General features: G+C 22.6%; 23 protein-coding genes and 5 pseudogenes. 21 read left to right on the top strand and 7 right to left on the bottom strand.

All coding sequences use genetic code 4. The features are described from left to right. The first annotated feature begins 7 nt into the window (after positions 1 to 7). Both AACK78_RS04610 and AACK78_RS04605 read left to right on the top strand, forming a co-directional pair. Positions 8 to 112 carry a lipoprotein gene (locus tag AACK78_RS04610; protein WP_338954731.1) on the top strand — a complete coding sequence of 35 codons (105 nt, stop codon included), beginning with the start codon at positions 8 to 10 and terminating at the stop codon, positions 110 to 112. Between the two features lie 411 nt (positions 113 to 523). Further along, the gene (locus AACK78_RS04605) at positions 524 to 1,609 is read left to right on the top strand and encodes a hypothetical protein (protein WP_338954729.1); all 1,086 of its coding nucleotides are present in this window, start codon (positions 524 to 526) and stop codon (positions 1,607 to 1,609) included. A gap of 255 nt (positions 1,610 to 1,864) precedes the next feature. Here the strand turns inward: AACK78_RS04605 and AACK78_RS04600 are convergent, their stop codons facing one another. From AACK78_RS04600 to AACK78_RS04595, 3 genes and pseudogenes are all read right to left on the bottom strand, one after another. Beyond that, a complete protein-coding gene (locus tag AACK78_RS04600) occupies positions 1,865 to 2,461 on the bottom strand; it encodes a DDE-type integrase/transposase/recombinase (RefSeq protein ID WP_338954727.1) in 597 nt (198 codons plus the stop codon). A 21-nt stretch (positions 2,462 to 2,482) separates the two neighbouring features. Continuing rightward, positions 2,483 to 2,548: pseudogene (locus AACK78_RS07615) on the bottom strand (hypothetical protein); the annotation flags it as partial. 173 nt (positions 2,549 to 2,721) lie between these two features. Continuing rightward, positions 2,722 to 2,985 (bottom strand): transposase family protein, encoded by a 264-nt coding sequence (locus tag AACK78_RS04595; protein ID WP_338954725.1) that lies wholly within the window; start codon positions 2,983 to 2,985, stop codon positions 2,722 to 2,724. A 340-nt stretch (positions 2,986 to 3,325) separates the two neighbouring features. Here AACK78_RS04595 and AACK78_RS04590 point away from each other — a divergent pair. From AACK78_RS04590 to AACK78_RS04565, 6 genes and pseudogenes are all read left to right on the top strand, one after another. Continuing rightward, positions 3,326 to 3,799 (top strand): annotated as a pseudogene (locus AACK78_RS04590) (IS5 family transposase); the annotation flags it as partial. A 469-nt stretch (positions 3,800 to 4,268) separates the two neighbouring features. After that, a complete protein-coding gene (locus tag AACK78_RS04585; protein ID WP_338954724.1) occupies positions 4,269 to 4,748 on the top strand; it encodes a UPF0236 family transposase-like protein in 480 nt (159 codons plus the stop codon). A 47-nt stretch (positions 4,749 to 4,795) separates the two neighbouring features. Continuing rightward, positions 4,796 to 5,257, top strand: a complete 462-nt coding sequence (locus AACK78_RS04580; RefSeq protein WP_338954722.1) for a UPF0236 family transposase-like protein — start codon at positions 4,796 to 4,798, stop codon at positions 5,255 to 5,257. Between the two features lie 41 nt (positions 5,258 to 5,298). Next, entirely contained in the window at positions 5,299 to 5,607 is a 309-nt protein-coding gene (locus tag AACK78_RS04575) for a hypothetical protein (protein WP_338954720.1), read from the top strand. A gap of 283 nt (positions 5,608 to 5,890) precedes the next feature. Next, positions 5,891 to 6,160: pseudogene (locus AACK78_RS04570) on the top strand (IS30 family transposase); the annotation flags it as partial. Positions 6,161 to 6,365: 205 nt separating this feature from the next. Beyond that, the gene (locus tag AACK78_RS04565) at positions 6,366 to 7,181 is read left to right on the top strand and encodes an NAD(+)/NADH kinase (RefSeq protein ID WP_338954716.1); all 816 of its coding nucleotides are present in this window, start codon (positions 6,366 to 6,368) and stop codon (positions 7,179 to 7,181) included. Positions 7,182 to 7,284: 103 nt separating this feature from the next. On the opposite strand, the gene AACK78_RS04560 is transcribed toward AACK78_RS04565, so the two are convergent. Beyond that, a complete protein-coding gene (locus AACK78_RS04560) occupies positions 7,285 to 7,680 on the bottom strand; it encodes a hypothetical protein (RefSeq protein WP_338954714.1) in 396 nt (131 codons plus the stop codon). 928 nt (positions 7,681 to 8,608) lie between these two features. Between AACK78_RS04560 and tpiA the strand changes: the two genes are divergently transcribed. After that, positions 8,609 to 9,346 (top strand): triose-phosphate isomerase, encoded by a 738-nt coding sequence (gene tpiA, locus AACK78_RS04555; RefSeq protein ID WP_338954712.1) that lies wholly within the window; start codon positions 8,609 to 8,611, stop codon positions 9,344 to 9,346. 142 nt (positions 9,347 to 9,488) lie between these two features. Next, positions 9,489 to 11,021: an ABC-F family ATP-binding cassette domain-containing protein gene (locus tag AACK78_RS04550; protein WP_338954710.1), complete on the top strand. Its 1,533-nt coding sequence runs from the start codon at positions 9,489 to 9,491 to the stop codon at positions 11,019 to 11,021. A gap of 304 nt (positions 11,022 to 11,325) precedes the next feature. Here AACK78_RS04550 and AACK78_RS04545 read toward each other — a convergent pair whose 3' ends face one another. Further along, a complete protein-coding gene (locus AACK78_RS04545) occupies positions 11,326 to 12,345 on the bottom strand; it encodes an Mbov_0401 family ICE element transposase-like protein (RefSeq protein ID WP_338956494.1) in 1,020 nt (339 codons plus the stop codon). 186 nt (positions 12,346 to 12,531) lie between these two features. Between AACK78_RS04545 and AACK78_RS04540 the strand changes: the two genes are divergently transcribed. The 6 genes and pseudogenes from AACK78_RS04540 (at position 12,532) to AACK78_RS04525 (ending at position 14,825) form a co-directional block, all read left to right on the top strand. Continuing rightward, positions 12,532 to 12,795: a transposase family protein gene (locus AACK78_RS04540; RefSeq protein WP_338954390.1), complete on the top strand. Its 264-nt coding sequence runs from the start codon at positions 12,532 to 12,534 to the stop codon at positions 12,793 to 12,795. Beyond that, positions 12,762 to 13,034, top strand: a pseudogene (locus tag AACK78_RS07610) (hypothetical protein); the annotation flags it as partial. The gene AACK78_RS04540 and the pseudogene AACK78_RS07610, both read left to right, overlap by 34 nt. A 21-nt stretch (positions 13,035 to 13,055) precedes the next feature. Next, positions 13,056 to 13,652: a DDE-type integrase/transposase/recombinase gene (locus tag AACK78_RS04535; RefSeq protein WP_338954388.1), complete on the top strand. Its 597-nt coding sequence runs from the start codon at positions 13,056 to 13,058 to the stop codon at positions 13,650 to 13,652. Positions 13,653 to 13,705: 53 nt separating this feature from the next. Then, positions 13,706 to 13,867, top strand: coding sequence for a hypothetical protein (locus AACK78_RS04530; RefSeq protein ID WP_338954708.1), 162 nt, complete (start codon positions 13,706 to 13,708; stop codon positions 13,865 to 13,867). A 67-nt stretch (positions 13,868 to 13,934) separates the two neighbouring features. After that, positions 13,935 to 14,207, top strand: a pseudogene (locus AACK78_RS07605) (hypothetical protein); the annotation flags it as partial. 21 nt (positions 14,208 to 14,228) lie between these two features. Next, positions 14,229 to 14,825 (top strand): DDE-type integrase/transposase/recombinase, encoded by a 597-nt coding sequence (locus tag AACK78_RS04525; RefSeq protein ID WP_338954388.1) that lies wholly within the window; start codon positions 14,229 to 14,231, stop codon positions 14,823 to 14,825. 19 nt (positions 14,826 to 14,844) lie between these two features. On the opposite strand, the gene AACK78_RS04520 is transcribed toward AACK78_RS04525, so the two are convergent. Next, positions 14,845 to 15,138, bottom strand: coding sequence for a hypothetical protein (locus AACK78_RS04520; protein WP_338954706.1), 294 nt, complete (start codon positions 15,136 to 15,138; stop codon positions 14,845 to 14,847). Between the two features lie 598 nt (positions 15,139 to 15,736). Here AACK78_RS04520 and AACK78_RS04515 point away from each other — a divergent pair. Then, entirely contained in the window at positions 15,737 to 15,871 is a 135-nt protein-coding gene (locus tag AACK78_RS04515) for a hypothetical protein (RefSeq protein WP_338954705.1), read from the top strand. Positions 15,872 to 15,993: 122 nt separating this feature from the next. Here the strand turns inward: AACK78_RS04515 and AACK78_RS04510 are convergent, their stop codons facing one another. Continuing rightward, complete coding sequence (locus tag AACK78_RS04510; RefSeq protein ID WP_338954703.1) at positions 15,994 to 16,164, bottom strand: hypothetical protein; 171 nt, start codon at positions 16,162 to 16,164, stop codon at positions 15,994 to 15,996. A gap of 328 nt (positions 16,165 to 16,492) precedes the next feature. Between AACK78_RS04510 and AACK78_RS04505 the strand changes: the two genes are divergently transcribed. The 4 genes from AACK78_RS04505 (at position 16,493) to AACK78_RS04490 (ending at position 19,860) form a co-directional block, all read left to right on the top strand. After that, the gene (locus AACK78_RS04505) at positions 16,493 to 16,987 is read left to right on the top strand and encodes a hypothetical protein (RefSeq protein WP_338954701.1); all 495 of its coding nucleotides are present in this window, start codon (positions 16,493 to 16,495) and stop codon (positions 16,985 to 16,987) included. Between the two features lie 207 nt (positions 16,988 to 17,194). Continuing rightward, the gene (locus AACK78_RS04500; protein ID WP_338954699.1) at positions 17,195 to 18,643 is read left to right on the top strand and encodes a PQQ-binding-like beta-propeller repeat protein; all 1,449 of its coding nucleotides are present in this window, start codon (positions 17,195 to 17,197) and stop codon (positions 18,641 to 18,643) included. 290 nt (positions 18,644 to 18,933) lie between these two features. Next, positions 18,934 to 19,395, top strand: coding sequence for a hypothetical protein (locus AACK78_RS04495; RefSeq protein WP_338954697.1), 462 nt, complete (start codon positions 18,934 to 18,936; stop codon positions 19,393 to 19,395). Between the two features lie 3 nt (positions 19,396 to 19,398). Next, the gene (locus tag AACK78_RS04490; RefSeq protein WP_338954695.1) at positions 19,399 to 19,860 is read left to right on the top strand and encodes a hypothetical protein; all 462 of its coding nucleotides are present in this window, start codon (positions 19,399 to 19,401) and stop codon (positions 19,858 to 19,860) included. Positions 19,861 to 20,127: the final 267 nt, after the last annotated feature.

The following is a 20,127-nucleotide window of genomic DNA, read 5'->3' as shown; positions in this document are numbered from 1 at the left end:
TAAAAATATGAAAAAGTTACTAAGTATTTTAGGAGCAATCGTATTAACAGCAACAAGTACAACATCATTAATTAGTTGCGAAAAACCAAATAATAGTGAAAACGGCGAGTAATAAACCAGAACCCAAACCACAACAATCACCAATTGGAAGTAATTGAAGATTGTAAATTATGCGGGATAATTTATTCTTTACTTTTTAATTTCAATATCATTTGCAATCTTATTGACAGTATTAATAACAATATCTTTACTATACTTTTTCACTAACGACCGCAAAATTAAATATTTCTTTATTTGCATAATTTCAACCTCCTATAATTAACTTAAAAGTTAACTTTTTATGATTTGGTATTTACAATTTACAGAGAAATGTCATATTGTATTAGTTATTACTTAAATGAAAAATGAATTAATAATAACGTGTAAATTGTAAATTTATTAAGTAATCCTATTTTATACTTGTATATATATATATATATATATATAATGTAAATAGAAATTGATAAAAAGGAGAAAGACAAGTATGAAAAAGTTATTAAGTTTATTAAGTGTATTAACAATTATTGGAATTGCTGCACCAACTGTAATCGCTGATTGTCCTTATCAAAAAAATAACATTAAAGATTTATCAGAATTAAATTGAACAGGTTTAAATATAACCAAAAATAAAAAAAATACAAATAATAAAATTAAACATATATTTAAAACTAATGGAGCTGATAAACCAACAGAACAACAAATTAAAAACAAAATAAAAGAATTAAATTCCAAGTTAGATATTAATAAAATTAATGTTACAGAAATTACTGAAAATAGTGCAGTAATCACAATAACTGGTTTTAGTGGTAAAAAAACAATTAATTTTATAGTTGATAAATCTGTTGATTTAAATACTATAATTTCAAATAATGCTAGTTTAGGTCAAATAATTAGTAATGAGGAGGGTAAAAAAAATATTGTAAATATAAGTAAAATACAAATTAAAAATAAATTAAGAGAACTATTTCCGTCATTAAATATTTCAAAAATTAATATTAAACAACTTAATACACATTCTTCCAAAATTACTTCAAATGACACAAACGTTTATACTGGTGAAACAGATATTAAATATACTTTACCATTAGGTTTTTATATAAAAAATAATAATTTGGGTGTAATAAAAACCAATGGTCTAAGTATACCAACAGAGAATCAAATTAAAGATAAAATAAAAGAATTAGACTCTACGATGTTAAAAAGTAGATTTTTAAATTTTTTGAAAATTAATAGTATAACTTCTACAAATGCAAAAATTAGTTGTATTCCAAATGATATTGTTTCTGATATATTAGATATCAATTTTACAGTTGATAAATCTGTATTACTAAGTACATTTATTACTAATAATACTTTAGGCGAATTTAAAACTAATAATTTATCTAACCCAACAGTACAACAAATTAAGAATAAAGTAAAAGAATTAAATCCATTATTGGTAGATATTGATAAAATAAAAGTTGAAAATATTAGTAATAATAAAGCAACCATTAATTTTTCTGATTTAACTGTTTATAGTGGAAATATAGATGTTAATTATTCTATTTCAATAGAATCACTTAATTGATAATAAATGTAAATTGTAAATTTATTAAGTAATCCTATTTTAGACTTATATATATAATGTAAATAGAAATTTGTAAAAAGGAGAAAGAAAAGTATGAAAAAGTTATTAAGTTTATTAAGTGTGTATACTGTAAAACTAAATCATAAAAAGTTAATAAAATTATAACAAATTAAAAATAAAAAACAATAATTACAAAAAATATTAAATTAAAAATATTGTTTAGACTGCACCCTGTTTAGTAAGTATTAATAAAAAGGTTTACAAACTTTCATTTATTATATATTTTTCTTTTTGGTTTGAATATCATTTATTTCATTTTTTAACATCATTAATATATTCATTATGAGATTTATAATTTTTATTATGGATTGTTCCTTTTTTAAGTAATGAATGAAAACTTTCAATAATAATGTTGTCTGCACAATGATAATTTTTACCCATTGAAATTATAATTTTGTTATCTAAACATTTACTATTGTAATCTTTAGATGTATATTGATATCCGTGATCTGAATGAATTATTGTTTTATTTAAATCTTTTTTTATTTTTTTAATTTTATTAATTGCATCATTTAAATTATTAATTACAAGTTTGTTATTATTAAATTTTGATCATTTTACATCAATAATTTCTTTAGTATATCCATCAAGTATTGTTGATTGATAATGTTTTTTACCATTTCAAATTAAATAAGTTATATCAGTAAATAAAATTGAAAATCTTTCTTTAATATCATTAAAATTACGATTTACTAAATCAGGATATTTAATTATATTTTTATTTCTATTTTGTTTTATTAATATTTTTCTACGCATACGCTTTACATATTCAGCTTGAATATTATTTTCTTTCATAATTCGCAATACTTTCTTAGCATTATAAACAATGCCATAATCTTCTTTTAAATATTTGGTAATTCGACGATAACCAAATTGTTTTAAATTTTCTTCATAGACTTTTACAATATTTTTTAATGATTCGCTATCCTTACCATTACTTGAATAATTTTTATATTTATCTCAATAACTACGCTTTAAATCTGTTATATCAAGTAATAAATTTAGTGAATATTTATTAATGTTTTCTTTGATAAAAGATACAATTTTTCTTTTATTTAATTGTAAAAGTCATGAAGCTTTTTTAGTAATTCATACCTAACTTTGTAATAGTTTAAATCTCTTTTTTTAAATGATTCTTTTGGACTTTTATTGGTGTTTAAAATTCCTTTCTTAAAATTTTCATACCATGAAGCAACAGTTTTTTTATTAATTTGATATTTTTTTGCAATAAAACTTATACTATTATTTTTAACCTCTTGTACTATCATTTTTTGAAAATATGCTGTATATTTATTAAATTTTTGTCCTTTTCTTGCCATATAAAAATGCACCTCCTTTAAAGTTTAGCAAAGACTTTTTTTCTTTACTTACTTTTTTGGGTGCAGTCTAGTCTCTCTCTACACTATTCGTTAATACTTCTATATCTTCAAGATCAGATAATCTAATATTTGTATCATTTGCATATTTTTTAAATTCTTCTTCCAATAAAAATATTCTTTCTTTTAATTTTTTATTTTATTTTAAAATTAAATCTAAATTATTTTTATTCATTTATTTTTCACCTCCTTAATTTAACTAAAAAAGTGATTATAAGAACCTGTTTAAAATCTTTTAGAAAATAAGATAAAATAAATATATATTTTAAAATAAGAGGTATATATGAATAAAAATTATCCTAGTAATATAAGTAAAAAGCAATTTGAAAAAATAAGATCAATTTTATAAAACAGTAAAAAGAAAACAAAACCAATAATTTTAGATTTATATGAAATATTTTGCGGAGTACTATACATATTGAAAAGCGGTTGTCAATGGAGAATGTTACCAAAAGATTTTCCAAAGTGACAAATTGTATACTACTATTTTCAAATTTGAAGTAAAAATAATGATAAAGATCCTAGTTTGTTGCAATTAGTTTTAAAAAAATTAGTTGAAACAGTTCGCATAAACAATAATCGTCAAGAAAAAACTAGTTTTTGTATAATTGATTCTCAAAGTGTCAAAAATACAGACAGTGCTGAAAAGAAAGGTTATGATGCTGGTAAAAATATTTCAGGAATAAAACGTCATATTGCAGTTGATACTCAAGGTTTACCACATGCAATTTATATAACAACAGCAGAAACAACAGATTGCACAGTTTCTTTTAACTGAGATATATAAATAAAAATTTTTCTAGATTATTATTAATATATAAAGTTAGGAGAAACATTGCAGATAGTTAGTTTATCATTCTTTTTATTTATTAAATTGATTTAATGATATCATATTTATTTTTTTAGACAATGTTAATTGTCTTTTTTTTAATTGAGATTTATTTTAAACTAAAATATCATCATAAAATAAAACTGTATAGTTTGTATAAAAAGACAGAAAAAAATCACATATAATTTGGCATAGGTGGCTATAACCATAACCTCCTAGCTCTCTGTTTTAATAAAAATTAATATAATAACATTTTATTATCGCCACCTCCTTTCTATGTACAAGATTATTATTAATCTTGTTTTTTATTAAAAATAAATTTGACAAATATCTAAAATAGAGTTAGTGTGTGAACAATATTAACTTTATAAATAAAAAAGAAAAGAGGGCAAAATAAATGATAAATATTGATGAGAATTTTTTTAACAATTCTATTAATTTTTTTGATAAACAAAGTATTGAAATTATTCAACAAAATTTAGAAGATTGTGATGAATGAATTTTTAAAAATTATAAAAATGATGAAACTTTAAAAGAATTTAAAGATTATAAAGTAAAAGAAATAAAACTAAGAACATTAACTATTTTAAATGGGAAAATAACTTTTAAAAGAAGAAAATATTATAAAATTAATCCAGAAACAGGCAAAGAAGAATATATTTTTCCTTTGGATAAGCTTTTAGGAATTGAAAAATGACAAAGAATAGATAATACTGTTAAAGAAAAAATATTATCATTTATTGGCAATAAAAAAACATATCAAGATATTTTAGATACTATGGAACATGTAAAAATTTGTATAAAAACAATTTCAAATATTATGAAAAATGCAAAAACTGATAAAGAATATTATATTAATAAAACTGATAAAAAATAAAGGTACCTCATACTTTATATATTCAAATTGATGGAACTTATTTAAAAATGTGAAATGAAAAGAAAAAATTAAAAGAAAAAATAAAAAAACATAGTATATTTTCAATTGTTCATACTGGATTTGATAAAGAAAAATCAACTAAAAAAAGACCTTTAATTGCAAATAAATTAGGTGTTATAGAACTAGATAATATCCCAGAATATATTAAAAAAAATAGTAAATTAACTAATTTTGTTAATAAATTACTTATATTAATTACAAGTTATTATGATATTAATGACAATATTGAATTTATGGTATTGGGTGATGGAGCAACATGAATTAAAAATATTGCAAAATTTATTCAAGAGTACTTTTCTAAAAATAAAGTACATTACACGATAGATAAATTTCATCTTGCAAGTAGATTTAAAAAATTATATCCTTATCAACGTAAAAACAAGCAAAATAAAGAAACATATCATAAAGCAGTTGATTATTTTTTAATGCTAAATATGAAGAATTATTAGAATGTTTAGAAAACAGCGCTTCTTTTATAAAAGAATCAAAAATGAAATTCTTAAAAGAGACAATTAGATTAATTAAAAATAATGAAGAAGGTGTCAGAAATCAAACATTATGAAATAATATTGGTTGTCATATTGAGGGTGATATATCACATTACTGTAAAGGTGTTTCGGTTAAAAAAGCAACTTATAATGAAAAAACTCTTAAAAATAAATTAAATACTAGTATGATGAATTTTAAAAATAAAATTAATTTATTTAATACTAATGAACCATTAGAAGAAAATAGAATTAATTATTCAGTTAATAATTTTGTAAATAATAGTTTACAATCAAACTTATATTTTTATTAATTTTATCTAATAAATTAAATAACTTTAATAAACATGTATTTTTGTCGTGGAAAAATTTAAAAAAATAGAAAAATATATTGACAATAAAAGTAAAAGTAATATAATCTAAATAAGTAAGTGGTATATTATTCCACAATTTCTAAGGTATTAATTAAAACCCTTAAATAATAAATACAATCAAAAAATAAATGATATTCAAACCAAAAAGAAAAATATATAATAAATAAAAGTTTGTAAACCTTTTTATTAATACTTACTAAACAGGGTGCAGTCTAGTATAACCGATAGAGGAAAAGAATTTTATAGATGAAAAACAATAGAAAAACATTTTAAAATAAGAGTTTATTTTTATGATCCTGGTAAACCTCGCAAGAAAGCATTAGTAGAAAGAATAAATAGAGATATAAGGCGTTGATTGGCTCAAAATGAGCCATTAATTAATATTCGTAGTAGATTAAAATCTATTTTAGATATATTAAATACCACAATTAGAAGACCTTGCTTGGAAAATTTTACATCAAGACAATATTTTAAAAAAATTTTTTTAAATTAAATTAGTGTTTGTTAAGATTAGTAAAATTTATTTTTTGTTGTGTTTAATTTTATAATTTTAAAAATAAATATTAAAAACAATATTTTTAATTTAATATTTTTTGTGATTATTGTTTTTTATTTTTAATTTGTTATAATTTTATTAGCTTTTTATGATTTAGTTTTACAGTATACATACTTAAAAGAAAGAAAAGGTGACGCTAACAATGTTTAAATATGCGATTATTGCCAATGATTATCAGGAATCAACACAGTTGGTTACTAAAATTAAGAAACTTTTACAAGAGGAACATTTCGAAGAAGACCTTGTTAATCCGCAATATGTTTTTATTATTGGGGGAGATGGAACCTTATTACGAGCAGTTAATAAATTTCAAGAGATTATTGACAAAGTTGCTTTTATTGTTATTAAGTCAGGTTCATTAGGGTTTTATGCCAATTATGATCAAAATACTTATCCAAAAGCAATTGCTAACATTCTTAATCAGAAGATTAATCTGCGTGAAATGCCCTTATTAGAAATTAAATATAATCAAAATTTAATTCGGTATGCTTTAAATGAAGCGAAGGTTGTTGATCATGTTAAAACAATTAGAACTGAGATTTATGTTAATAATGAATTATTAGAACATTTCAGGGGAAGTGGTCTTGTTTTTGCAACTAAAACGGGGTCAATGGGTTATATGCGAGCAATTAATGGTTCAATTATTGCGACTAATACTTCAACTTTATGGCAATTAAAAGAAATTGCTCCCGTTGCAAATTCAACTTTTTCAACAATTAATGCTTCGATGATTTTAGACCAAGAACAAGTAGTGCGGTTAACAGGGGAGTTAGTTGGAAAGAGTTTGGTCATTGATACTTATGAATCAGAAATTTTAAATTCTGATGTGGAATTAAAAATTAGTCAGAAAACATTAAATTTATTTTATGATAGTGAAAATGATTTAAGTATGATTGCCAAGATGAAGTTATTATTTGTTCATTTTGTAAATTGTGTATACTGTAAAACTAAATCATAAAAAATTATTAATAAAATTATAACAAATTAAAAATAAATTTTATTAATTTTTTATGATTTAGTTTTACAGTATACACCACGATTAAGACGATAAGCATGATCAATTATTTCTTGTAAACCAGGATTTTTTTACTAGTAAGAGTAGGGGAGGGAATATTCCCTACTTCATCTTTATTATTACCAGTGACAGCAGCTCGTAGACGGGCCATTTTAGCTTTAATATCATTTTCATCGACGCCAATGCTTTTGCCATCTTCATCTTCTAACCCTAGTTTATTTTTAATATCATCATTATTTTTTTTAGCATTTGCTAAAATATATTGAATTGTTCCTTTTTCAGCTTTTGCTGTTTTATCAGGTTCGCTATTATTAGTTGGATTTAACATTCGATTCATTTTAGCTTTAATTTTATTTTCTGTTGCACTTGAAATTGCTTTATTACTATTTTCCGGACATTCATGAATTTTTAAATGAATTGGACAAAATGTTGGTACTCCCATTATTAACTCCCCTCTTCTTTCCCATCGGCCTATATAATTATTTGTATACTGTAAAAGTAAATCATAAAAAGTTAATAAAATTATAACAAATTAAAAATAAAAAACAATAATTTTAATTTAATATTTTTTATGATTATTGTTTTTTATTTTTAATTTGGCGTTCTGTACGATGAACCGGCAAAAAAATTCTTGTGAGATTTTTTTATTTTTATATTAAAAAACATAAATTTATTTGCATTATTGATCGGATAGTATCTTTAAATTTAGAACTTTTATTATAAAACAGATTAAGTTCTGTTTTCCCTATACAAAATAAACTTTATTTTTATAAATCCTTTCAAATAAAGGTATTATCTGATCAATAATGCAACTCTTAAAATTTAATATTTTGATGCTTAAAGATGAATAACTCATCTATGGCACGAAGCCTTAAAGAAAGTGTGAAAGCGATTGGCTTTACTACTCCTATTTATTTCTTTAATTCTCGGCAAGATTAATCACTTGCGAAATGTCAGAGCACTTGTTTTTGCTTGTTTTCATAAAAAGAGTGCTGTTAAACCGAAAAAAACAATATCGGACACTAAAAAAATAAGAGGGTTGGATCTCCAAAAGGTTATTTTCTTTATATAAAGTTGTGTAGGGATGGATGAATCGTAATTAATAACTGGGTAAACTGTTTTTTTACTTCCGTGGGTGTATACTGTAAAACTAAATCATAAAAAGCTAATAAAATTATAACAAATTAAAAATAAAAAACAATAATCACAAAAAATAGTAAATTAAAAATATTGTTTTTAATATTTATTTTTAAAATTATAAAATTTATTTTTTGTGATTATTGTTTTTTATTTTTAATTTGTTATAATTTTATTAGCTTTTTATGATTTAGTTTTACAGTATACACGTTATATAGAAATGAGGGAAGAGAATGCGAAAACCAATTATTATTGGAAATTGAAAAATGTATAAAACAACAAGTGAAACAATTGATTTCTTCAAAGAAGTGGATCATGCTTGTGCTGATTTAACAGTTGATGCGGGTGTTGCTGTCCCATTTGTTAATTTAGCATTGGCGAAACAACATGCTCATAATTTAATTATTGCGGCGCAAAACTGTCATTATGAAGATTTGGGAGCTTTTACCGGCGAAATTTCAGTTAATATGTTGAAAGACTTAAAACTGACTCATGTGATTATTGGTCATTCAGAATGTCGTCAAATGTTTAATGAAACGGATGAAACAGTAAACTTAAAAGCAAAAAAAATATTAGCTAAAGGAATGGTTCCAATCATTTGTTGTGGTGAATCCCTAGAACAATATGAAAAAAATCAAACCCAACAAGTTGTTGAGAGCCAAATTGAAAAAGCCTTACAAGGAATTTATTTGGAAGATGTTAAAACAATTGTAATTGCTTATGAGCCAATTTGAGCCATTGGAACGGGTAAAACAGCGACATCAGAAATTTCTCAAAATGTTTGTGCCATTATTCGGGCAAAAATTGCAAGCCTTTATGATGAAGTGGTTGCAAATGTTGTGCGAATTCAATATGGTGGTAGTGTTAAACCAGAAAATATTAAAGAATTATTAGCACAACCAGATATTGATGGAGCCTTAGTTGGTGGGGCTAGTTTAGAACCAAAATCTTTTTTAGGGTTAGTGAAATAATTAATAGTGAAAATGATTCATAAAATGGCATCATTTTTTATTTTTGTGGAAGTTAATTTTTGTTATCGCAACCTATTTTTATTTTTTTTTTTTTTTGAAAATAAGATATAATTTTATTTTGGAATAAGGGATTGAGGTTTAAATGAGTTTAATTAATATTGAAAATTTAAGTCATGCTAACGGTGGAAAGATTTTATATAAAAATTCATCAATTCGAATTAATAAGGGTGAACACTTAGCATTAATCGGAGCCAATGGAACAGGGAAGACAACTTTACTAAGCATTATTTATGGTAAGATTACTCCTGACCAAGGGGACGTTGAATTGCACCCACGAGTAAAGATTGGTTATCTAGATCAGCATCAGGAGTTAGATGGGTCATTAACAGTTGACCAATTTTTAAAATTAACATATCAACATTTATTTGACATTGAAGAAAAAATTCATGCGATTTATGAAAAGATGAGTTTTACTTATGATGAAGATGAACTTGTTAAAGCATTGAAATTACAGGAACACTTAGATCAAAATGGATTTGAAACAATTGATAAGGAAATTCGCAGTTTAGTTGATGGTTTAGGAATTGATCCAGAAAAGTTAAATGTAAAATTGTCCGAATTATCTGGTGGGCAACGAGGAAAAGTTATTTTAGCGAAGTTATTATTATCTGAGAATGATTTTTTGTTATTAGATGAACCAACTAACTTTTTAGATTTAGAACAAGTTGAATGATTAGCAAAATTTTTACAAAACTATGAGAAAGATTTTTTAGTTGTTTCGCATGATATTTATTTTATTAACAAAGTAGCACGAATAATTTATGCTATTGAAAATTTAAGTATTAATCGCTATGTTGGTAATTATCAACAATATTTAGCCTTGAGTGAATTAAAAAATGACCAATATGATAAGGCCCAAAAAAACCAAGAGCGCTTAATTAAAAAATTAGAAACTTATGTGGCAAAAAATAAAGCTCGTGCTTCAACAGCAAAAATTGCCCAATCACGTCAAAAAAAAATTGATAAAATGGATGTGATAGACAAACGTCATGAATTAACAAAACCAAAATTTGTTTTTAAATATAAGAAACCGACAGCAACAACGATTGTTAGTGCTGAGCAATTAGCAATTGGTTATCAGTTTCCTTTAATTAAGCTTTTAACTTTTGATATTCGTGATGGCGAAAAATGTATTGTGCGGGGATATAATGGAATTGGGAAAACAACCTTTTTAAATACTTTAGCAGGGAATATTCCTAATTTAGGGGGAACTTTAAAAATTGATAATGGGGTTGTTATTGCATATTTCCATCAAATTGAAGATTTAATAGATGTTACTCCAATTAAATATTTAAAACATTTATATCCAAATTTAGAAGATGGCCGCATTCGCAGTATTTTGGCAAACTTTGGTGTTAAAAGTACTTTAATGAAAAACAAGATGGAAAAATTATCGGGAGGTGAACAAACCAAAGTTCGCTTATCTGCCTTATCATTACAACCATGTAGTTTATTAATTTTAGATGAACCAACAAACCATATTGATGTTTTAGCGAAAGAAGCATTGTTAGAAGCAATTCAAGCGTTTGAGGGAACCGTTTTAATTACAACGCATGATATTAATTTTAATGTGAATTGAGCTAATAAAGTGCTTGATTTTGAAACAATGATTTAGTTTTACAGTATACATCGTTGGTTAAATACCTTGAATGTTATATCAACTTACTTCGGGTGAAGCATAAGTGTTTATTGGCATCGTGTACGATGCCAATCATAACAAATATTTTGGTCGCATGTATTATTTTAGGGTTTTTATTTATATTTCAGAAATTGTGGGATAAAAATACCATTTACTTAATTAAAGTATATAACTTTTAATTTTATTGTCAACAACATTTTAATATTTTTAAAATTTTTCCACAACAAAAAATATATTTTTATTAAAATTACTTAATTTAATTACTTAATTTTATAATAAATTAATAAAGATATAAATTTTGTTGTAAATTATTATTTAAATTATTAACTAAATAATTTAACTTATTTTCTTCTGAATTAAATAAATCAATTTTATTTTTAAATTTCATCATACTAGTATTTAATTTATTTTTAATAGTTTTTTCATGATAAATTACTTTTTTGAGCATAACGCCTTTACAATAATGAGAAATATCACCCTCAACATGACAACCGATATTATTTAATAATGACTGGTTTCTAATGCCTTCTTCATTATTTTTAATTAATCCAATTGTTTCTTTTAATAACTTTGTTTTTGTTTCTTTTATAAAAGATGTACTACTTTTTAAGCATTTTAATAATTCTTCATATTTAGCAGAATAAAAATAAGCAATAACTTTATGGTATGTTTCTCTATTTTCTTTATTTTTACTTTGATAAGGATATAATTTTTTAAATCTACTTGTAAGATGAAATTTATCTATTGTGTAATGGACCTTATTTTTAGAAAAGTACTCTTGAATAAATTTTGCAATATTTTTAATTCAAGTAGCACCATCGCCCAAAACCCTAATTTCAATATTGTCGTTAATATCGTAATAACTTGTAATTAATATAAGTAATTTACTGATAAAATTAGTTAATTTCCCATCTTTTTTAATATATTCTGGAATATTATCTAATTCGATCACACCTAATTTGTTTGCAATTACAGGTCTTTTTACAGTATATTTTTCTTCATCAAAGCCAGTATGAACAGTTGAAAATATAATATGTTTCTTTATTTTTTTCTTTTTCTGTTTCTTGTTATTTCACATTTTTAAATAAGCACCATCAATTTGAATATATAAAGTATGCGATATTTTTATTTTTTTATCAGTTTTATTAAAATAATATTCTTGGTTTGTTTTTGCATTTTTCATAATATTTGAAATTGTTTTTAGACAAAGTTTTACATATTCCATTGTATCTAAAATATCTTGGTATCTTTTTTTCTCACCAATAAATGATAATATTTTTTCTTTAACACTATTATCTATTCGTTGCCATTTTTCAATTCTTAAAAGTTTATCTAAAAGAAAAAGATACTTTTCTTTTTAGACTGCACCCAAAAGAGTAAGTAAAGAAAAAAAGTCTTTGCTAAACTTTAAAGGAGTAGACTGCACCCAAAAAAGTAAGTAAAGAAAAAAAGTCTTTGCTAAACTTTAAAGGAGGTGCATTTTTATATGGCAAGAAAAGGACAAAAATTTAATAAATATACAGCATATTTTCGAAAAATGATAGTACAAGAGGTTAAAAATAATAGTATAAGTTTTATTGCAAAAAAATATCAAATTAATAAAAAAACTGTTGCTTCATGGTATGAAAATTTTAAGAAAGGAATTTTAAACACCAATAAAGGTCCAAAAGAATCATTTGAAAAAAGAGATTTAAACTATTACAAAGTTAGGTATGAATTACTAAAAAAGCTTCATGACTTTTACAATTAAATAAAAGAAAAATTGTATCTTTTATCAAAGAAAACATTAATAAATATCCACTAAATTTATTACTTGATATAACAGATTTAAAGCGTAGTTATTGAGATAAATATAAAAATTATTCAAGTAATGGTAAGGATAGCGAATCATTAAAAAATATTGTAAAAGTCTATGAAGAAAATTTAAAACAATTTGGTTATCGTCGAATTACCAAATATTTAAAAGAAGATTATGGCATTGTTTATAATGCTAAGAAAGTATTGCGAATTATGAAAGAAAATAATATTCAAGCTGAATATGTAAAGCGTATGCGTAGAAAAATATTAATAAAACAAAATAGAAATAAAAATATAATTAAATATCCTGATTTAGTAAATCGTAATTTTAATGATATTAAAGAAAGATTTTCAATTTTATTTACTGATGTAACTTATTTAATTTGAAATGGTAAAAAACATTATCAATCAACAATACTTGATGGATATACTAAAGAAATTATTGATGTAAAATGATCAAAATTTAATAATAACAAACTTGTAATTGATAATTTAAATGATGCAATTAATAAAATTAAAAAAATAAAAAAAGATTTAAATAAAATAATAATTCATTCAGATCACGGATATCAATATACATCTAAAGATTACAATAGTAAATGTTTAGATAACAAAATTATAATTTCAATGGGTAAAAATTATCATTGTGCAGACAACATTATTATTGAAAGTTTTCATTCATTACTTAAAAAAGGAACAATCCATAATAAAAATTATAAATCTCATAATGAATATATTAATGATGTTAAAAAATGAAATAAATGATATTCAAACCAAAAAGAAAAATATATAATAAATGAAAGTTTGTAAACCTTTTTATTAATACGTACTAAACGGGGTGCAGTCTAGAGGTGTATTTTTATATGGCAAGAAAAGGACAAAAATTTAATAAATATACAGCATATTTTCGAAAAATGATAGTACACGAGGTTAAAAATAATAGTATAAGTTTTATTGCAAAAAAATATCAAATTAATAAAAAACTGTTGCTTCATGGTATGAAAATTTTAAGAAAGGAATTTTAAACACCAATAAAGGTCCAAAAGAATCATTTGAAAAAAGAGATTTAAACTATTACAAAGTTAGGTATGAATTACTAAAAAAGCTTCATGACTTTTACAATTAAATAAAAGAAAAATTGTATCTTTTATCAAAGAAAACATTAATAAATATCCACTAAATTTATTACTTGATATAACAGATTTAAAGCGTAGTTATTGAGATAAATATAAAAATTATTCAAGTAATGGTAAGGATAGCGAATCATTAAAAAATATTGTAAAAGTCTATGAAGAAAATTTAAAACAATTTGGTTATCGTCGAATTACCAAATATTTAAAAGAAGATTATGGCATTGTTTATAATGCTAAGAAAGTATTGCGAATTATGAAAGAAAATAATATTCAAGCTGAATATGTAAAGCGTATGCGTAGAAAAATATTAATAAAACAAAATAGAAATAAAAATATAATTAAATATCCTGATTTAGTAAATCGTAATTTTAATGATATTAAAGAAAGATTTTCAATTTTATTTACTGATGTAACTTATTTAATTTGAAATGGTAAAAAACATTATCAATCAACAATACTTGATGGATATACTAAAGAAATTATTGATGTAAAATGATCAAAATTTAATAATAACAAACTTGTAATTGATAATTTAAATGATGCAATTAATAAAATTAAAAAAATAAAAAAAGATTTAAATAAAATAATAATTCATTCAGATCACGGATATCAATATACATCTAAAGATTACAATAGTAAATGTTTAGATAACAAAATTATAATTTCAATGGGTAAAAATTATCATTGTGCAGACAACATTATTATTGAAAGTTTTCATTCATTACTTAAAAAAGGAACAATCCATAATAAAAATTATAAATCTCATAATGAATATATTAATGATGTTAAAAAATGAAATAAATGATATTCAAACCAAAAAGAAAAATATATAATAAATGAAAGTTTGTAAACCTTTTTATTAATACTTACTAAACAGGGTGCAGTCTATTTTTTTTCCGTGCGACCTTTTCTTTTCCTGTTTCTGAATTAATTTTATAATATCTTTGTCTTTTAAAAGTTATTTTTCCCCTTAAAGTAGTTAATGTTTTTATTTTAAATTCTTTTACTTTATATTCTCTAAATTCTTTAAAAGTTTTATCATTCCTATAATTTTTAAAAATTCATTCATCATAATTTTCTAAATTTTGTTGAATAATTTTAACGCTTTGTTTATCTAAAAAATTAAAAGAATTTTTAATAAAATTTTTATCAATATTTATCATTTATTTTGTCCTCTTTTCTTTTTATTTATAAATTAATAATGCCCACACACTAACTCCACTTTAAATATTTGTCAAGCTTAATTTTAATAAAAAACAAGATTAATAATAATCTTGTAATAGAAAGGAGACGGCGATAATTAAATATTATTAACTATATTAGTTTTTATTAAAACAGACGGCTATGGTTATCTATCGCCGCCTATGTCAAATTATATATACATACTTTTTTGTCATATTACTTACTCAATCTATCAAGGACTTTGTATATATAGTAATACCAATTTTCGCGGGACTTTATTCCAACCAATTTAAAAAAGCTTTTTAATTCCCATTTAACAAATGGTACATCATTTTTGAATCTTGCTTTATATAGATACTGTCATTAAAATATAATGTCAATATAAAAAAAGACAATTAACATTGTCTAAAAAAATAAATATGATATAATTAAATTAATTTAATAAATAAAAAGAATGATAAGCTAACTATCATTCTACTAATCTAGTATAATATAATTATTGTGTTTATCAATAAAAAGAATAGAAGTTTAAGTGTTTATAATCACTTTTTTTAGTTAAATTAAGGAGGTGAAAAATAAATGAATAAAAATAATGAAAATAATTTAGATTTAATTTTAAAAGAAAATAAAGAATTAAAAGAAAAAATATTTTTGTTGGAAGAAGAATTTAAAAAATATGCAAATGATACAAATATTAGATTATCTGAACTTTAAGATATAGAAGCATTAACAAATAAAGTGTGTAGATGTATGGGAAATAAAATAAATAGGAGTTAAAAAATAAATAATATTAATTAATTATTAGTATTTTTATTTTATAAATAAAAATAGTTTAATTAAACTATTTTTTTACTTATTTCCAAAAATTCAATAGCATCATCAACATTATTAACTGTTATAGAAATTGATATGGAGTCTTTAACCTTATTATAATTTTTTTCAACATTAAAATAGCCTTTTTCATTTGAGTCATTGATTTTTTTTATTTTTAAATCATTAATTTTCATATATTTACTCCCTTCGCTTTAATTTACATGACGATGATACCGTCAATAAAATATAATGTCAAATAAATAATTAAAATAATCTACCATTTTATTAATTATTTTAAACGCCACGCGAGGAGTTAATTTATATTAATTATAATATCAATAAAATAATCGCAAGTCCATTTATATTAATACAATCATAATTACAATAATAATCATTCTAGTTTTTCTACTTTTCTAAAATAAAATTAAAAGTGCTTGTATATATATATATATATATATATAATGCAATTAGATCTTGATCTTGATAAAAAGTTTCAAGATTATGAGAAAGAGAAAAACAAGTATGAAAAAATTACTTAGTTTATTAAGTGTATTAACAATTAGCGGAACTGCTATATCAACAATAATTGCCGCTAGTCATTATAAAAAACAAGAAAATAATAAAACAATTAATTTAGAAAAATTAAATAGAAATAAAAGACAAAAAGAAAGCAACAATGAAAATAATAAAATAAATAGAACAAAAATCGTTATTACAACAAATGATTGAATTCAATCTTCTGGTGTAGTGTTGAATAATAAATTATATGTTGGTTCAAATGATCGTAATATTTATGAATACGATCCTGTTACAGAACAACAAAAAATTGTTATTACAACAAATGGATTTGTTCTCTCTTCTGGTGTAGTTTTAAATAATAAACTTTATTTTGGTTCAGGAGATCATAATGTTTATGAATATGACCCAATAACAGAACAACAAAAAATTATTGTTAAAACAAATGGCGCAGTTGAATCTTCTGGTTTAGTGTTAAATAATAAATTATATTTTGGTTAATATGATTATAATGTTTATGAGTATGATCCTGTCACAGGGCAACAAAAAATTGTTATTACAACAAATGGAGTTGTTCGTTCTTCTGGAGTAGTTTTAAATAACAAAATATATTTTAGCTCAGGAGATGATATTCTTTATGAATATGATCCAATAATAAATAAACAAAAAATTGTTATTACTACAGCAGGTACATATTCTTCTGGTGTAGTGTTGAATAATAAACTTTATTTTGGTGCAGGAGATGGAAAAGTTTATGAATATGACCCAATAACAGAACAACAAAAAATTGTTATTGTAACAAATAAATTTATTTGATCTTCCGGTATTGTATTAAACAATAAATTATATATAGGATCAGCAGATAATAATGTTTATGAATATGATCCATTAACAAAACAACAAAAAATTGTTATTACAGCAAATGTATTAATTCAATCTTCTGGCGTAGTTTTAAGTAATAAAATTTATTTTGGTTCATGAGATAAAAATGTTTATGAGTACGATCCAATAATAAATAAACAAAGGGTTGTTATTACCACAAATAGATTAATTCGTTCTTCTGGTGTAGTTTTAAATAACAAAATTTATTTTGGTTCGCGAGATCATAATGTGTATGAATATGATCCGGCTACAGGACAACAAAAAAATGTTATTACAGCAAATGATCCGTTTCCTTATGCAGAAAATTCGTTTATTTATTCAGGAACGATATTAAACAACAAAATTTATTTTGGTTCAACAGGTAATAGTGTTTATGAGTATGACCCCATGACAGGACAGCAAAAAGTTGTTATTAATGGAGGTGGATCAATTGTATCATCGGCGACAAAGACGTTAAATAATAAAATTTATTTTGGTGGATTAAATTATGGTATTTATGAGTATGACCCCATGGCAGGAGAGCAAAAAATAATTATCACAAGAGAAGAAAAAATTAAAATTTTTGGAGTGGTTTTAAATGATAAAGTATATTTTAATTCACAAGATAATAATAATCTTTATGAATATGACTTAATGATAAATAATCAAAAAATTGCTATTACAGCAAATGGTTCACTTAGTTTTTCGGCGTTAGTTTTAAACAATAAAATATATATAGGTTCATTAGATAATAATATTTATGAATATGATCCAGTGACAAAACAACAAAAAATTGTTATTACATCAAATGATGGTTCGTTTCCTTATTCTGGAATAATATTAGATAACAAGATTTATTTTGGTTCTAGTGATCATAATGTTTATGAATATGATACAGTGACAAAACAACAAAAAATTGTTATTAGAACAGAAGGAGAAGTTTGATCTTTAGGAGCAGTATGACAAAATAAAATTTATTTTGGCTCACATGATCATAATGTTTATGAATATATAACAAATAATAAACAAAATTTATGTAATGTTATTACAAATACCCAATTAGGAAAATTAGAAAATAGCAATCAACAAACTATTTTAAATGAATTAAATTATTTAAATCCTGATTTAGATATATCAGAATTAGAAGTAATTAATATAACAAATAATTTGGCAATAATTAAAGCAAAAATAAATAGTACTAAATCTATTGGTGAAAATATAGTATATTATAAAATAAATAATCAAAAAAATAAGATTATTAACTTGAATAAATTAATAAAAAGAGCTATTTTTTAACATTTCGTGATAAAAATCCTACTTTATTTTTTAAAGAAATAAAAGATATTAATACAAATAATTTAAATTTTGGCAATGTTGAAGTAACAAGAAATAAAGATTTAAATTTAAATACTGATTTCAAAAATGTTTGTTTTACTACAAAAGAACGCAAAAACAATTCCCCGATTAAAAAAACAGTAAAAATACCTAAATGTGAATATAATCAAAAATCAAATTTTATCTTTCAAATTATTAAAGGAATAAGTAAAAACGGAAAAGATAATCCACAAGTTGGTTGAATTTTAAATATGGATGATGAAAATCAATTAGCAGACTTTGTAAATATTAATTATCGAGATGAAGTAATAGCACATGAGTTATCAAATTATTTTGATTTTTCAAATTTAAATAAACAAGAGCAAGAAATGATTTTATATACATTTAATGAGCCAGAAGAAGAAATAGAACTTGCCCCTCATGAAAAAGCAACAATTCTTTATTCAGTAAGAGAAAGAAAATATGAATCAACATTAAATTCAAAACAAAAAATTACGGGAACAATTAACGCAAAAATAATTGATGGTAATAATAAAGAACAAATTGTTATATTATCAATTAAAGAAGCAATGCAAATATTAAAAAAATATAGTTTATTACCAGATGAAATTCTTCTTAATGAAGATAATAGTATAACTTTTAACGGAAAAGCAATTTTTTCATTAATAAGAGATAATAAACCAAAGTTAATTATAAATACAGAAATAATATAAATTATGAAAAAAATATTAAGTATTTTATGAATAATTAGTTTAATTACTATCGGAAGTAACAATTTAATTGGTTGTAAAAATAATAATAATAATAAAATAAAAAATGGTAATATATCACAATATGAATATAAATTAGAAAAACCGCCCAAAAACAGTAATTGAAAAATAGTTGATAATTCTAAAGAAAGTTTAGAAAAAGAATTTAATCAAAAAAATGATAAATGATATATTTTGATATATGCTAGTAGATTTATATTAAAAGAGAAATATGATCAAGATGATAAAATTAAACTCTTTTATTTTTATAATACAGCTGATGGAATAACTTACAAAGCAATAAAATTTGGTAATGCAAAATATGCCACTTTAGAAGATTTGATTTTTTATCGTTGAGATGGCAGTATAGATGAACCAAATACACCAATTATTAGCCAACAAAAAAGACAAATTAATTGAAAAGTATAAAATAAAACAAAAAAGTGTACATCAAAAAATATGTAAAGTTAAAAAAGACTTTGCTAAATTTTTTGGGAGGAACTTTTTATTTTTTAAATATAAATTTAATATTTATAATTATTGTAATATCTATTCAACTTAAAATAAATTATTATAACAATTATAAATATTAAAATAAAAAATTAAATTAAATCTTAAACTAAAATATTTTTTCTAAAATTATATATAAATTACAGATTAAAATGGAATAAATATTTAATTTGCATTTACAATTTA

It is taken from the genome of Spiroplasma endosymbiont of Polydrusus cervinus (assembly GCF_964019755.1).
Taxonomy (GTDB): Bacteria; Bacillota_I; Bacilli_A; order Mycoplasmatales; family Mycoplasmataceae; genus Spiroplasma.
This window is presented reverse-complemented; position numbering and strand designations above follow the sequence as displayed.